This is a genomic window from Robertmurraya mangrovi (assembly GCF_034427655.1).
Classification (GTDB): Bacteria; Bacillota; Bacilli; order Bacillales; family Cytobacillaceae; genus Robertmurraya_A; species Robertmurraya_A mangrovi.
In genome coordinates this window covers 319,198-332,897 of sequence record NZ_JAXOFX010000002.1, presented here as the reverse complement: position 1 = coordinate 332,897, position 13,700 = coordinate 319,198, and the positions used below count along the sequence as shown (strand labels likewise).

The 13,700-nt window shown below is 36.1% G+C and carries 16 protein-coding genes; 3 read left to right on the top strand and 13 right to left on the bottom strand.

Going from position 1 to position 13,700, the window contains the following annotated elements:
- Positions 1–62: 62 nt before the first annotated feature.
- From folD to accB, 5 genes are all read right to left on the bottom strand, one after another.
- A complete protein-coding gene (folD, locus tag SM124_RS04750; RefSeq protein ID WP_322445134.1) occupies positions 63–929 on the bottom strand; it encodes a bifunctional methylenetetrahydrofolate dehydrogenase/methenyltetrahydrofolate cyclohydrolase FolD in 867 nt (288 codons plus the stop codon).
- Positions 930–952: 23 nt separating this feature from the next.
- A complete protein-coding gene (nusB, locus tag SM124_RS04745) occupies positions 953–1,339 on the bottom strand; it encodes a transcription antitermination factor NusB (protein WP_322445133.1) in 387 nt (128 codons plus the stop codon).
- 302 nt (positions 1,340–1,641) lie between these two features.
- Positions 1,642–2,052, bottom strand: a complete 411-nt coding sequence (locus SM124_RS04740) for an Asp23/Gls24 family envelope stress response protein (RefSeq protein ID WP_322445132.1) — start codon at positions 2,050–2,052, stop codon at positions 1,642–1,644.
- A gap of 15 nt (positions 2,053–2,067) precedes the next feature.
- A complete protein-coding gene (gene accC, locus SM124_RS04735; RefSeq protein ID WP_322445131.1) occupies positions 2,068–3,426 on the bottom strand; it encodes an acetyl-CoA carboxylase biotin carboxylase subunit in 1,359 nt (452 codons plus the stop codon).
- Positions 3,427–3,440: 14 nt separating this feature from the next.
- A complete protein-coding gene (gene accB / locus SM124_RS04730) occupies positions 3,441–3,950 on the bottom strand; it encodes an acetyl-CoA carboxylase biotin carboxyl carrier protein (RefSeq protein WP_322445130.1) in 510 nt (169 codons plus the stop codon).
- Positions 3,951–4,246: 296 nt separating this feature from the next.
- On the opposite strand from accB, the gene SM124_RS04725 reads away from it, so the two are divergent.
- Positions 4,247–5,728, top strand: a complete 1,482-nt coding sequence (locus SM124_RS04725; RefSeq protein WP_322445129.1) for a methyl-accepting chemotaxis protein — start codon at positions 4,247–4,249, stop codon at positions 5,726–5,728.
- Positions 5,729–5,769: 41 nt separating this feature from the next.
- Here the strand turns inward: SM124_RS04725 and SM124_RS04720 are convergent, their stop codons facing one another.
- From SM124_RS04720 to spoIIIAA, 8 genes are all read right to left on the bottom strand, one after another.
- Complete coding sequence (locus SM124_RS04720) at positions 5,770–6,321, bottom strand: SpoIIIAH-like family protein (protein WP_322445128.1); 552 nt, start codon at positions 6,319–6,321, stop codon at positions 5,770–5,772.
- 15 nt (positions 6,322–6,336) lie between these two features.
- Complete coding sequence (gene spoIIIAG, locus SM124_RS04715; protein ID WP_322445127.1) at positions 6,337–6,987, bottom strand: stage III sporulation protein AG; 651 nt, start codon at positions 6,985–6,987, stop codon at positions 6,337–6,339.
- 3 nt (positions 6,988–6,990) lie between these two features.
- Complete coding sequence (gene spoIIIAF / locus SM124_RS04710) at positions 6,991–7,611, bottom strand: stage III sporulation protein AF (RefSeq protein WP_322445126.1); 621 nt, start codon at positions 7,609–7,611, stop codon at positions 6,991–6,993.
- 13 nt (positions 7,612–7,624) lie between these two features.
- Entirely contained in the window at positions 7,625–8,830 is a 1,206-nt protein-coding gene (spoIIIAE, locus tag SM124_RS04705) for a stage III sporulation protein AE (RefSeq protein WP_322445125.1), read from the bottom strand.
- A gap of 35 nt (positions 8,831–8,865) precedes the next feature.
- A complete protein-coding gene (gene spoIIIAD, locus SM124_RS04700; RefSeq protein WP_322445509.1) occupies positions 8,866–9,255 on the bottom strand; it encodes a stage III sporulation protein AD in 390 nt (129 codons plus the stop codon).
- A 14-nt stretch (positions 9,256–9,269) separates the two neighbouring features.
- Positions 9,270–9,476 (bottom strand): stage III sporulation protein AC, encoded by a 207-nt coding sequence (gene spoIIIAC, locus SM124_RS04695; protein ID WP_009332905.1) that lies wholly within the window; start codon positions 9,474–9,476, stop codon positions 9,270–9,272.
- A 66-nt stretch (positions 9,477–9,542) separates the two neighbouring features.
- On the bottom strand, positions 9,543–10,058 hold the full coding sequence (gene spoIIIAB, locus SM124_RS04690; protein WP_322445124.1) for a stage III sporulation protein SpoIIIAB: 516 nt from the start codon (positions 10,056–10,058) through the stop codon (positions 9,543–9,545).
- Positions 10,059–10,976 carry a stage III sporulation protein AA gene (gene spoIIIAA, locus SM124_RS04685; RefSeq protein WP_322445123.1) on the bottom strand — a complete coding sequence of 306 codons (918 nt, stop codon included), beginning with the start codon at positions 10,974–10,976 and terminating at the stop codon, positions 10,059–10,061. It lies immediately after the preceding gene.
- Between the two features lie 427 nt (positions 10,977–11,403).
- Here spoIIIAA and SM124_RS04680 point away from each other — a divergent pair, with 427 nt between their 5' ends.
- Together SM124_RS04680 and SM124_RS04675 are read left to right on the top strand one after the other, a co-directional pair.
- The gene (locus tag SM124_RS04680; protein ID WP_322445122.1) at positions 11,404–12,789 is read left to right on the top strand and encodes an alkaline phosphatase; all 1,386 of its coding nucleotides are present in this window, start codon (positions 11,404–11,406) and stop codon (positions 12,787–12,789) included.
- A 74-nt stretch (positions 12,790–12,863) separates the two neighbouring features.
- Complete coding sequence (locus tag SM124_RS04675; RefSeq protein WP_322445121.1) at positions 12,864–13,634, top strand: hypothetical protein; 771 nt, start codon at positions 12,864–12,866, stop codon at positions 13,632–13,634.
- Positions 13,635–13,700 lie beyond the last annotated feature (66 nt).

Genomic DNA, 13,700 nt, shown 5'->3' with positions numbered 1-13,700 from the left:
CTAGGATACTGCTCGAATAGGCTCCGTTTACATAATAGATTCAGGACAGCAATCAAGTTCAATTATAGATTGTTTAGTTTTTCAGTATGTAATTTTGCTGCTTTCACCGTATTATACATAAGCATCGTAATAGTCATTGGTCCCACTCCACCTGGTACAGGGGTAATATATCCAGCGACCTTTCTTGTTTCCTCAAAGGCAACATCCCCGCATAACTTACCGTTTTCGTCTCGATTCATTCCAACGTCAATGACAATGGCCCCCGGTTTAACATGGTCTGCTGTGATTAGATTGACTTTACCAACAGCAGAAACAATGATATCCGCTGTTTTCGTATGTTCCTTTAAATGAATGGTTTTTGAATGACAGTATGTAACCGTAGCGTTTTCATTAAGAAACAATTGTCCAGAAGGCTTTCCGACAATATTACTTCTCCCTACAATAACAACATGCTTCCCTTCCACCGGTATGTTGATTTCTTTTAGCATCTCCATGACTCCAAATGGTGTACAAGGAAGTAATGCATCTTGTCCAGTCATCATTCTCCCAATATTAATAGGGTGGAATCCATCAACATCTTTTTCGGGTATGATTGTCTCAATTACTTTCTTCTCATTAATATGTTTTGGGAGTGGAAGTTGCACAAGAATCCCATGTATGGAAGCATCTATGTTTAAATCTTGAATGGTATTTAATAATTCTCTTTCAGAAACCGTATCTTCCAATTCAATCAAAACTGAATGCATACCTAACTCTTGACAGGTTTTACGTTTGTTTGTCACATACGTCTTTGATGCAGGATTATCCCCGACGAGAATAACAGCAAGTCCAGGGACAATATTTTGCTTTTTTAACTTTTCTACTTCTTTTTCAATTAATTCTTTCTTTTTATTAGCAATTTCTCTACCATCTATTAATGTTGCGGTCATCCCGTTTCCCCCCTTAGGTCCATTTAGAGGAATTTAACTTTAGAAAGGACACCATTGATAAATCTGCTTGAGTTTTCGTCTCCATAAATTTTTGCAATCTCAATAGCTTCATCAATAGCAACGTTTGCTGGTACTTCCTCTTTGCAATAAAGCAGTTCGTAAACAGCTAGCCTTAATAAATTGCGATCAACATTTGCTAAACGTTCAATAGTCCATTTCTCTAAATGGTTTTTTATTACCTCATCAATCGTCAGTTGATTATCCATGACACCCAAAACTAATTTATTTAAATAGTTATCACCTGGTTGGTCTTCAAGCACATTTACCACGGCCTGTTTTGGTTCGATCTCACTTACTTCAATTTGGAATAAAGCTTGTAATGCTTTCTCTCTCGCTGTTCTTCTTTTCATTCTATTAATACTCCTTCTACATAATAATTCTTTATCTGCTTTTTAGTGACGCAACTTTTATAGGGTTAACATTAAATTATGTATTTATAGTTACAGCCAATAATTAATCCATACTGATAATAGCACAATGAAGGATTCAACGCACTTTAATCGTAAATAATTTAATATTCAATCTTAATTTTAAAATAGTATATTTTCAATCTGTCCAATTATTTGATGAAACACACACATTTTTAGAAATTTGGGCTTATTGCAATATAAAAAAGCCAAAGACGATACTTATGTCTTTGGCTTAAGGAAAATTACATTTCTTGGTCTGATTCTACTTCGTTTTGCTTTTGATTTTCAAATTGAATCCCTACGATATGAACATTTACTTCTTCTGCATCAAGTGCAGTCATATTTAAAAGTGCTTGGCGGATATTATCTTGAACCTTTTGTGCAACAGTAGGAATAGATACTCCGAACTTCATTAAGCAGTAAACGTCCACTTTAATGCCCTCTTCAGTAAGTTCTACTTTAACACCTTTACCATGGTTTTTCTTGCCCAGTCTCTCTACAACACCTGAAGCAAAGTTTCCTCTCATTTGAGAAACTCCTTCTACTTCAGAAGCAGCGATACCTGCAATAACTTCAATTACTTCTGGAGCAATTTCCACTTTACCAAGGCCTGTGTTTCCTTGGCTCATTTCCAAGATGTTATTTTCGCTCATTGAAAGCACCTCCTATTATTCTTCAGTACCCATTACATCGTACATTTCTAAAAACTTAGTATTAAATTGCCCTTCTACAAACTTTTCATGACTAAGCAATTTTAAATGGAATGGAATAGTTGTATGAATTCCTTCGACTACGAATTCACTTAGAGCTCTCTTCATACGTGAAATTGCCTCTTCCCTACTACTTCCATACGTAATGACTTTCGCAATCATGGAATCATAATACGGTGGAATCCTATAACCAGGGTATGCTGCTGAATCTATTCTTACTCCTAGACCACCAGGCGGCAAATACATTTCTATTTTTCCTGGAGAAGGCATAAATTTCTTCTCAGGGTTTTCTGCATTGATCCTACATTCAATTGCCCAGCCTGTGAAAGTAACTTCTTCTTGCTTAAGAAGTAATCTTTCTCCAGATGCAATTTTAATTTGTTCTTTAATAAGATCTACTCCTGTAACCATTTCTGTAACAGGGTGTTCCACTTGTATACGAGTGTTCATTTCCATGAAGTAGAATTTACGATTGCGATAATCATATATAAATTCTACCGTGCCAGCGCCTGTATAATCAACTGCTTTAGCTGCTTTAACTGCAGCATTTCCCATTTCCTCACGAATTTCCCCGTCAAGAGCAGGTGAAGGCGTTTCTTCTAATAATTTTTGAAGTCTTCTTTGGATTGAACAATCCCTTTCACCTAAGTGAAGAGTATTTCCAAAATTATCAGCTAGCACTTGAATTTCAACATGGCGGAAATCTTCTATATATTTTTCAATATATACGCCTGGATTACCAAACGCAGTTAATGCTTCTTGTTGGGTAATATTAATTCCTTTAATTAAATCTTGTTCATTACGAGCTACCCTAATACCTTTACCGCCTCCACCAGCAGTAGCCTTAATAATAACAGGGTATTCAATTTTATTTGCTAAAGCAATCGCTTCGTCTATATGATTAATAATTCCTTGAGAACCTGGAACAATTGGTACGCCAGCCTCTTTCATCGTTTCACGTGCAATATCTTTAGTCCCCATTTTACTAATTGCCTCAGGTGTTGGCCCTACAAATGTAATGTTACATTCACGGCAAAGCTCAGCAAAATCAGCATTCTCCGCTAAAAATCCATATCCAGGATGGATAGCATCACAATCCGTTAACTTAGCAACACTAATAATATTGGTAAAATTTAAATAGCTATCCTTTGATGCAGTTGGTCCAATACAGTAAGCTTCATCAGCTAGCTGAACATGTAATGATTCTCTATCAGCTTCTGAATAAACCGCTACAGATTCAACCCCTAACTCGCGGCACGCACGGATGATACGTACAGCAATTTCTCCTCTATTTGCGATTAACAGTTTTTTTATCATTTAAAAACCGCTCCTTATTCAGGTTTAACTAAGAATAGTGGTTGTCCGTATTCAACTAATTGGCCATCTTTAACTAGAATTTCAACAATTTCCCCATTTACTTCTGCTTCAATCTCATTAAACAGCTTCATTGCTTCAACGATACATACGATAGCATCCTTCGAAACTTTTGAACCTACTTTTACATAAGCATCAGAATCTGGTGATGGAGACTGATAGAATGTTCCTACCATTGGTGAAGTAATTTTATGTAAATTAGATGTATCCACATTTACTTCTTTAACTGGCTCTGCTTGTTTCTCTTCAACAGGAGCTGTTTGGCTTACAGCAGCTGGAACAACAACTTGTGGTTGAGGCGTTTGTTCAACTACAGCAGTCTGAACAGCAGGTCTAGTTACTACTTCAGTTCCTGCAACATTCTTTTTCATTTTTATCTTAGAACCTTCAAATTCGTAAACAAACTCATCTAGACTAGATTGATCAACAAGCTTAATCAATTCTCGGATTTCTTGTACTTTTAACATTTTTGGCACCCCTTGTAGTTTCTCGTTTTTAGCACTAGATACTAATATCATACGATAAGACCTTATAAAAGTTCAATAGGAATACATCAAAACTTCCTTAGTGCTTGACTAATATATAATTCTACATTTCTTTCTAAAAATCATTTAAATTTTTTTGAATTTTTTGTGTACTTTTTACCAGCTTAATTTTCAAAAAACTCTAAAAACACTGTAAAAACTAAATAAAACCTGTTTCTATTAAAGGAATTTTGATTTGTAATATCGAAATAGTATTTTCTAGAGGAGGTTGAAATATATTGAAATCTATTGAAGATATAAAACAGGAAGATTTAATCAGGAAAAATTCACTGGTTATTAAAGCAACCTTTGTAAGCGTTATCCTGGCTACAATGGTTGATATTGCCATGAAAAAAGAGCTTGCCGTAATTTTATCTATCGTGATTGGTGGGGGGATTGGTGTTGGTATTATCGCCACCCTACACTACTTAAAGAAACTAACTTCAGTTATACCTTATCTTGCTATCTCCATAGTAGCTATAGTCATCTATATCATTATGGAGAACACAGTGTCACCAACTGCCTACTTCTTAGTTTATTTTATTATTGCAACTTCTGCGATTTATATGGAAAGACTGGTCCTTTGGTTAGGTTCTATACTAGGTTTTGTCTTAATCACATTATTTACTTCTTTCCATCATGAAGTATTGCCATTAGAAACTAAGAACTATGTGACTATCTACTTACTATATCTATTAGTTACTGTGTTATTATCCTTTCAACTCGCCATATCAAAAAAATTATCGGAGAATATTGTTTCTGCTCAAAAAGAAACCGAGCTTCTTCTTTATAAAGATAGAGAGACAAAACAGACAGTTGAAGAAAGTACAATAAATCTTTCCAGCTTAATTGATTTTGTAAAAACAAAAAGCCATGAAAATGTCCAATCCTCTCATGAAATGAATCAATCAATAGGGGAGATTGCTTCAGGTATCCAGTCACAATCGGATGCTATTTTTGAAATTACTCAATCTCTGGATAAATCTAATCAAGTCGTTACTAAAACCAATCAGCTAGTAAACAAACTCCATGATGACGCTCTTTTAGCCGAGAGAGTAACGAATGACGGTGAAAAGCTTGTTTCAACATTAAAAGAAGACCTGTCCGTTTCCTTTGAGAATATGAAAAAAGTGAATGACTATATGCATTCATTATCCAATCTTGTAAAGGAAACCTCTCTATTTGCTAAGACAATCCAAGATATTGCCGATCAAACCAACCTTTTAGCACTGAATGCATCGATTGAGGCTGCACGGGCTGGAGAAAGCGGAAAGGGATTTGCGGTTGTAGCTGACGAGGTAAGAAAACTGGCAGATAGTACAAGGATGACAGCTACCCAAATTTCTGAAAATCTTGGTAATGTGATGCTTGACATGGGACAAACGGAAGAAAACGTGAATATAACGGGAGAAAAAATCACGCACAATTTACAATTAGCAGTAGAAACACAGGAAGCTTTTACGCAAATTCAAAGGACCTTTAATCAATTAAAAGAGGATATTACTATATATGGGTCGCTTACAGATGAAATTTATCAATCGTCTACGTCGATTGGAACATCCATTAATGAATTTAGTACGGTTATTGAACAAGCGAGTGCTTCATTACAAGAATTAGCATCAACTGTTGGACTCCAAACCAATCAGCATGAATTATTGTTCACTTCAGTGTCAAAAGCTCAAAATTCAGTAGATAATCTATTAAAGATACAACAAAAATAACGGAAAGCCGCTGAGTGCTTTCCGTTTACTTTTCATATTCATTATTTTTTAGCTTGGAATTCTACAGCAACTGGTTGAAGGTTGCCCATTTCCGTTCTTACTAGTTGGATAATGTCGTTAGCTGCTGAAGCAGATGGCTCTTGCGCTTTTACCGTAATTAGAACTTTCTCACCATCAGCACGAACTAATGCATCGTCATAACCCATAGCAACGATTAAAGTTTCTAGTAAACTTTCTTTTTGTGTCACATCATCTAAATGTTGAATTTTATCATATGCTTCATTACGTTTTTCATTTGGTAAATCCGTTGAAGCTACAATCGCTGTTAACTCTTCTTTCATTTTGCTGCGCTCTTCATCTAACTTTAAACGTAAAGACTCGAATACTTCGTCGCTAGCTGTGCTAGAGATCACTGCTTCGCCATCTTCTGTTTCAGTTGATGCTGTTTCTTGATCTTGTTTCTCTTTTCCTTCTTCTTGTACAGCAGCGAAATCACTACCTTTTTGTTCTGGTGAAGTAATGTAATACACCGACAATACCACTACTAAACTTAACATTGTTAATAACCAAACTGTTTGCTTTTTCAATAACATTTATAATTCCCCCTTTTATTTTCTTGGCATTACTGAAACTCTATGACTCGGTACATCTAGTAATCTAGTGACCGATTCAATAATCCACTTTTTCACTTGAATATTCTCTGCCCCTTTTGCGACAACGAGAACACCACGAATCTCAGGTTTTTTCGTTTCTAACACAATCGGGACCTCTTTTTCACCATTTCGGACGATCACGAGTTGTTCATCTTTCGACTGGTCTTCCACTTTCCTTTGACCACCTTCACGATCCGTTTCGTCCGTATTCTGGGATTTAGTAATTACATTTTTCTCTAGAATCTTTCTCTCCGTTGCATCTACGTTGACAACAACCATCACATTGCTTACACCAGTTATTCCTTCTAGAGCCTCTTTTAACTGGGTTTCATAATGCTTTTCATATGCAGAGATGATGTCAGATCCACCTGAACTTTTTTGCCCAAAGGTTTCAACGGTTTCAGCTTTCTCATTCGTTTCACTTGAAACGGGGAAGCTGGCATTTGTTGTTTCATCACTAAAAAACGAGTTACTAACTAACATGATGGCTACACCAAATAATAAGACGAGAATTAAATACTGATACTTTCCGGCCTTTTTATCGGACTGATTCTCTTTTGAAAAGAGATTTTTAAGCCATGTGATTGGGCCTTTTCCATTATCCATTGCTTAAGTGTTCCCCCCTTCTACTACAATCTCAACATTAGCTGGTTGAACATCCCATTTTTCATAAAGAAGAGAAGCAATTTTTTTAGAATTTTCATCTTCCTGGTCCTTTGAAGGGAGAGGTTGTTTCGTATTAATTTCAACCTTTTTGACCACTGCTACAGCTTCGGCTTCTTTTCCTGGATCCTTCAGATGAACGACGATTGATTTCAGATTATCTGGAAAATCACTATTGCTACTCTCGTCCACTATAAGATCAATGTCAGCAATCTCTAATCCGTATTGGTCCATCAACTCCTCTTCTGCGTCCTTTTTAAGTTGGACAGCCATCTGTTCTAAAATATATGCACGATGGGAGGCTTGTATTTCTTTTTTTTGCAATTCTATTAAATTTTCCATATTTTTTTCTTCAGAACTCTTTATTCCAGGGATTGAAGCTAGCGCCGTCTCAAAATCATTCGAAACTAGTTTTAAAACAGGCGATAAAATAATGCCAATTAACAGCAGTCCTGCCACCATCTTCGTATACTTTTGCATGCTTGAGTTGGGGAGAAGCATATCGATGACGGTTGCAAGTAGAACAAAGAGTATAATATTGGTAATCCATTCTTTTAAAAAATCCATTTGTTCTCCCTCCTTAACGAACCATCATCGTTAAATTTCCAGCTGCAATAATTACGGTCAAACTTAGGAAGAACATAAGTGAAACAATTCCTAATGCAGCAAATATATAAATAATACTCTTGCTAATGATATCGAGGCAGGAAATCACAGGACCTCCACCAAGTGGCTGCAAGATAGCTGCCGCAAATTTATATATGAACGCAATCATTAAAATCTTGATTGCAGGGAATGCAACGATTAGTAGTAGAATGACCACACCGGCTATTCCAACCGTATTTTTTAATAAAAGAGATGCGCTAATCACTGTGTCTGTTGCATCGGTAAACATTCTCCCTATTACCGGTATGAAATTTCCAGTAATAAACTTAGCAGTTCGAATGGTGATTCCATCCGTAACAGCAGCAGATGCTCCTTGTACAGATAGTACTCCTAGAAAAACAGTTAAAAATAAACCTAGTAAACCAATACTCCAGTTCCTTAGTAAGTTTCCTAGCTGTGTCACTTTGTAATGCTCCGTTAGTGTACTAACAATACTTAGAACGGCCGAAAGGAACAGTAATGGCAGTATGATATATTGGATTAAAAGTCCACTTGTATTCATGAGGAATAGAATGACTGGATGAAAGAATGCTGCTGATATTAATCCTCCTGATGAGGCAATTAAAGCAAGCAAAAGTGGAATCAACGCTAGAATGAAAGAAATCATGGTATTGATTGCGTTATTAGCATATTGAATAGCAATATGAAAACTATTTAATGCAATAATAATTAACACCATAAACACTATTGAATAAGCGATTTTACTGACAGAACTATTTTCAAATGAATTTTGTAGAGATTGTAAAAACATCGAGAAAACCGTTAGCATAATAAGAGTTCCAAGTAATTTTCCATTTACAATAAATTCATGAAACAAAAATTTTACAAATCCTGAAAACCATTCCTTAATGGAGAAATGTTTCTCTCCTTTAATGAAATCGTAAAGACTTCCTTTCTGACTTTCAGGAAGAAACCCACCATACTCATTTATAATGTCTTCCCAATATTTTTTAAGCTCGTCCATTTTAAGTGATTCAATTTGTGAATCCACTATTTGTTGCGGATCCAAGTTTATGTGACTCTCTTCTTCTCCGTTTGTATTGGCTTGTACACTGGTAGTAATAGTTAAGAAAAAGAATGCTGCGAATATCGTTGAAATAATCTGCGTCCATTGCTTCAATTTTTTCACCTTCTTTTAAACGGGTGTGTAGTCATCTAATTTGGAATCAATTGGATAATGGTCTCTATTAGTACGGTTAATATTGGAATAGCCATTGCGAGGATAAGGATTTTACCAGCCATTTCTATCTTAGAAGCAATCGCTCCTTGACCGGCATCTTTCGTAATTTGCGACGCAAACTCCGCAATATAGGCTATACCAATAATCTTTAGAATGGTTTCTACGTAAACTAAATTGACGTTTGCGTTGACTGCAATCTTCTCAAGCATGTGAATAATCGCATAGATTTGGTCTACTAGGTAAAGAAAGATTGAACAGCCAACAAAGACAACTAATAAAAAGGCGAAATTGGGTTTTTGCTCTTTTATGATGAGTGCTAGAAAGGTAGCGATAAGTGCAACTCCGACTATTTGAATAATCTCAATGACAAAACCCTCCCTTACCCTTGGAAAAGAAATACGGATTTAATCTTTTGAAATAAGTTATCTACTATTGATGCAACCATGAACAGAATATATATAAACCCAAACAAAGTTACCCATTGGGCATATTCTTTTTTCCCTACTTGATCGAGAATCGTATGTAAAAAGGCCACTACTATTCCAACCCCCGCAATTTTAAAAATAATATCTACTTCTAAACCCATATCCTTACCTCCTCGAAACTGTCATGGCATTAATTGTCGAATCAAACGAAGTCCCACTTATTTCTATTAAATTAGTAAAATAACTAATAATATCCCTGATAGAAGCCCTAAGCTTTTGACCATCTTTTCGTACTTTGCTTGTTTTTCACAAGCATCTGCTTCCTCACGCTCTAAGTGAGAAAGGGTTAATCGAATCTGTTTTTGTTGAGAAATCCGGTCGTGGCGACCTAAAGTTTCTCCAAACTGCTTCATAATTTCAAATTCTCCCTGTTTAAAGGCTGTCAGCTTCCAGACTTCCTTTAAACTCTCTTCCCATGCTGCTTTTACGGTTGTATCCGAATTGGTTAATTTTTTTGCAAAAGATTCAAAAAACCATGATAATGGTTTTGAAAGCTGTGTAGACAAACGCCTTGATGCTTCATGCAAAGGAGTATGTCCATACATAATTTCAGCTTCTAGCGATTGAAGAGCCGATTTCAATTGTCGAAGCTGTCTTGGTCTTTCATTTAAGTGTCGAGACGCTTCATAGCCCGTCCAAGTCGTTGCTACAATAATTATTAAAGCGCCGATTAATTTAATCATCTAAGTCACTCTCACTTTTTGTGCCATCTGTTTCCCGGTCGCATCCTTTATGGATAGAATCGTTCCAGGGCCTTCAGATCGACCTAATTCGATATACCTTTGAAAGATTCCCATTTCTATAAGTGGTCTTAAAGATGGTCGTTTTTTGACTTCATCAAAGCTATTTCCATGAGTGGTCATAAATAGCTTAATTCCAGCATTTACCGCTTCCATAATGGCATCACTATCTTCTTTTCTACCAATTTCATCTACTACAAGAACATCCGGACTCATGGAACGAATCATCATCATCATTCCTTCTGCTTTTGGACAGGCATCTAACACATCAATTCTTGGACCAAAAGTTAATTGTGGGACTCCGTTTACACTTCCGGCAATCTCAGACCTTTCATCGACAATTCCAACTTTATACGGCAATCCATCTTCACCACCGTCGGAAATAATTCGAGCTAAATCTCTTAGAAGTGTGGTCTTACCCGTTTGCGGAGGACCGATTATCATGGTATGGAGCCAACCTTCCTCAAATAGAAGTGGAACTAATTTCTCGGCAATGCCTACCTTTTCTCTAGCAATTCGAATATTAAAGGAAGAAACATCGCGAATCGCTTTTACCTGTCCATTTTCAAGTATTACTTTTCCTGCTAGTCCCACACGATGACCGCCAGAAATCGTAACATAACCTCTTTTTAACTCTTCCTCTAACGTATAAATCGAAAAATGACTAATTTTATTCAAAAGCTGAAGAGCATCCTCAGGTTGTACAATATAAGATAAAAAACGAGGAATCCCCTTGACCGTTACTTCAATGGGTCTATTAATCCGTATTCTAATTTCTTCCATTCCGTCTTTATGAAAAGGAGGAATCTGTTCTAATTGATTAGCTATATTTTTTGGGAGCATGTTCAAAACTTCTTCCACAGCGTCTCCTCCTAAATCTTTATAAATTCCTTACGAATCTAGCGAATGATACTAACAAAATGATACGAAAACAGCCTTAATTCAAATGTATGCCTACTTGGCCACAATATGACTTTCTTTTCAAAACGTCGTAAATAAATGTTTTTACGAATAAAAAGTAAGACTCTATTTGTAATGATGGTTGCATTAGCCAACATCTGAGATGAAATCTCTGAGTGGATTGGAGCGGAAGGCACTTGACTCTTGCGGGAAGTAGAGGAAAGGTCGAGACCCCACAGACGGCACGTCGAGGAGGCTCGACTTCCTCCCCGCGGAAAGCAAGTGCCTGGAGCGGAAAGGAACGGGCAAAAATGCAAAATCTTTTATTCGTTTGATTTCTCTACTTTTGTTCAAACTAAATAGGAAATAGAACTTGTTTGGAGGGCTTATGAAAAAGAAGATATACTTTCTATTACTACTTATTACATTTTCAGTATTTAATCCAAAGCCAGTAGTAAAAGGGGAAACTAACCAGCATAATCGTCCCAAAAATGTCATTTTGATGATAGGAGATGGAATGGGTCTAGGCCAAATGGAAATCGCCAGAATGTTTGAATATGGCCGGGAAGGCAAATTATTTATTGAAACACTTCCTCACGTAGGCTTAGTCCATACCTACTCAGCTAATAACGTTGTAACAGATTCAGCTGCTGGAGGTACCGCTTTAGCAACAGGGGTGAAAACAAACAATGGAATGATCGGAATGTCTCCTGACAAAAAAGAAGTAGATAGTATACTTGATAAATTTAAGGCGAATGGAAAAAAGGTTGGAGTCATTTCCACCAATACAGTTACCGATGCCACTCCAGCTTCCTTCACCGCGAGTGTACAAAATCGCTGGGACGGTCAATACGAAATAGCTAAGCAACAGCTTAAATTAAATGTTGATGTTTTACTTGGGGGCGGATCACAATTTTTTCAGAAACGTGACGAGCGCGGAGCTTCATTAATAGATGAATTTAAGAACAAGGGGTATTCATATGTAACCAATAGAACCGAGCTTTCAAAAGCAAAAGGAGAAAAACTGCTCGGTTTATTTAACTCTTCATACATGTCATTTAAATTAGATCAAGAGGTATTAAAAAGTAATGAACCTTCACTGACAGAAATGACTCAGAAAGGGATCGAATTCTTATCAAAAGGAGAAACAGGATTCTTTTTAATAGTAGAAGGGGCAAGAATTGATCATGCTGCACACTCTTCGGATATTACTGGTATTTGGAAGGAGACAATTGAATTTGATCAAGCGGTAAAAGGAGCTGTCAACTGGGCAAATACTCGGAATGATACTCTCGTAATTGTTGTAGCAGATCACGAAACAATGGGGATATCTTTAACCGAACCAATTGCACTAAACGAGTTAAAAAACATTAAAGTTTCACCAGCTTATATGGCATCAAAGCTCATCCGGAAAAAGACAAAGGATGGATATACTGAAAAAAGTATAAAGGATGTCTTTAAAACATATGCCCATATTGAACTATCAAATGAGGAAGTTAAAAAATTCAATGAAAGTATAGAAAACTCAAAAGATCAGGTTTATAAAAAATTTAAAGTCTCATGGGAAATAGGAAATCTGATTTCTGAACACTATCAGGCTGGAATTGTTAGAAATGAAGTACGCTCTATTAGCAAGACTGGGGGACATACAGGTAATATGATTCCTATATTTGCGTTTGGAAAAGGAGCAGAAGTCTTTGATGGAGTGATGGACAATACCGATGTTCCAAAAAGAATTGAAAACTTAATGGGGTATGAATTTTTAGAAGAATAATGAATTAATCGGTAAGGAGACTGAGGACATTCCCTCTTCTCCTTATTTCAATATAGAAGATAACAGGAGATATTATGAATAATATTAGTGCAGCAAATTACTTATCAGCTATCTCTCATTTACCTATCAAAGAGATTTATGGGAAGCAGGAATTGTTAACAGACGATTTTTTAATTGAAAGAGAAGGGAATTTCGAGATCTTTTATTCACCCCATAATGAATATGTTAATCTTTCTGCAAAGATACTAATTCTTGGAATTACACCCGGTTGGACTCAGATGGAATGTGCGATCCGACATACAAGGCAATATATGGAGGAAGAAAATGATATACAAACGATATTTAAGAGGGTAAAAAGAGATTGCCGTTTCTACGGGAGTATGAGAAAGAACCTTATTTCCATGCTTGATGAACTGAAATTAAATCTATTTCTACCATTATCTTCTACTGAAGATTTATTCTCGGAAAGAGACTATCTAATACATACTTGCTCCTTAATTAAATATCCTTTGTTCGTCAAACAGGAGAACTATAACGGCCATTCTCCGTCCATAACCCAAAATATTTTTATACAAAAATATGTGCAAAACACGTTGCAGACAAATATTTTACCGTTAAAGAATCCTTTAATCATTCCTTTAGGAAAAGCAGTTGAAACAATACTAGTGAAATGGATTCAAGCTTCCTATATCAAACAAGAACAATGTTTATTAGGATTTCCTCATCCTTCTGGAGGTAATGGTCATAGAATTAAACAATTTAACGAAAGAAAAGAATCTTTTAAGCAAAAGTTAATTCAGCACTTTACCAGTTCAACTGAAGTATCCAATAATATATATATATAGGTATACGTACAGGCATTCTGAAGCTATCCTGAGTAAGTATATTAGAAATAGGTATTTGAGGGATGT

Excerpts from the sequence above, each read along its gene's own strand:
- folD (WP_322445134.1), bottom strand. The coding sequence starts at position 929 with ATGACCGCAACATTAATAGATGGTAGAGAAATTGCTAATAAAAAGAAA.
- nusB (WP_322445133.1), bottom strand. The coding sequence starts at position 1,339 with ATGAAAAGAAGAACAGCGAGAGAGAAAGCATTACAAGCTTTATTCCAA.
- SM124_RS04740 (WP_322445132.1), bottom strand. The coding sequence starts at position 2,052 with ATGAGCGAAAATAACATCTTGGAAATGAGCCAAGGAAACACAGGCCTT.
- accC (WP_322445131.1), bottom strand. The coding sequence starts at position 3,426 with ATGATAAAAAAACTGTTAATCGCAAATAGAGGAGAAATTGCTGTACGT.
- accB (WP_322445130.1), bottom strand. The coding sequence starts at position 3,950 with ATGTTAAAAGTACAAGAAATCCGAGAATTGATTAAGCTTGTTGATCAA.
- SM124_RS04720 (WP_322445128.1), bottom strand. The coding sequence starts at position 6,321 with ATGTTATTGAAAAAGCAAACAGTTTGGTTATTAACAATGTTAAGTTTA.
- spoIIIAG (WP_322445127.1), bottom strand. The coding sequence starts at position 6,987 with ATGGATAATGGAAAAGGCCCAATCACATGGCTTAAAAATCTCTTTTCA.
- spoIIIAF (WP_322445126.1), bottom strand. The coding sequence starts at position 7,611 with ATGGATTTTTTAAAAGAATGGATTACCAATATTATACTCTTTGTTCTA.
- spoIIIAC (WP_009332905.1), bottom strand. The coding sequence starts at position 9,476 with ATGGGTTTAGAAGTAGATATTATTTTTAAAATTGCGGGGGTTGGAATA.
- spoIIIAB (WP_322445124.1), bottom strand. The coding sequence starts at position 10,058 with ATGATTAAATTAATCGGCGCTTTAATAATTATTGTAGCAACGACTTGG.
- SM124_RS04680 (WP_322445122.1), top strand. The coding sequence starts at position 11,404 with ATGAAAAAGAAGATATACTTTCTATTACTACTTATTACATTTTCAGTA.
- SM124_RS04675 (WP_322445121.1), top strand. The coding sequence starts at position 12,864 with ATGAATAATATTAGTGCAGCAAATTACTTATCAGCTATCTCTCATTTA.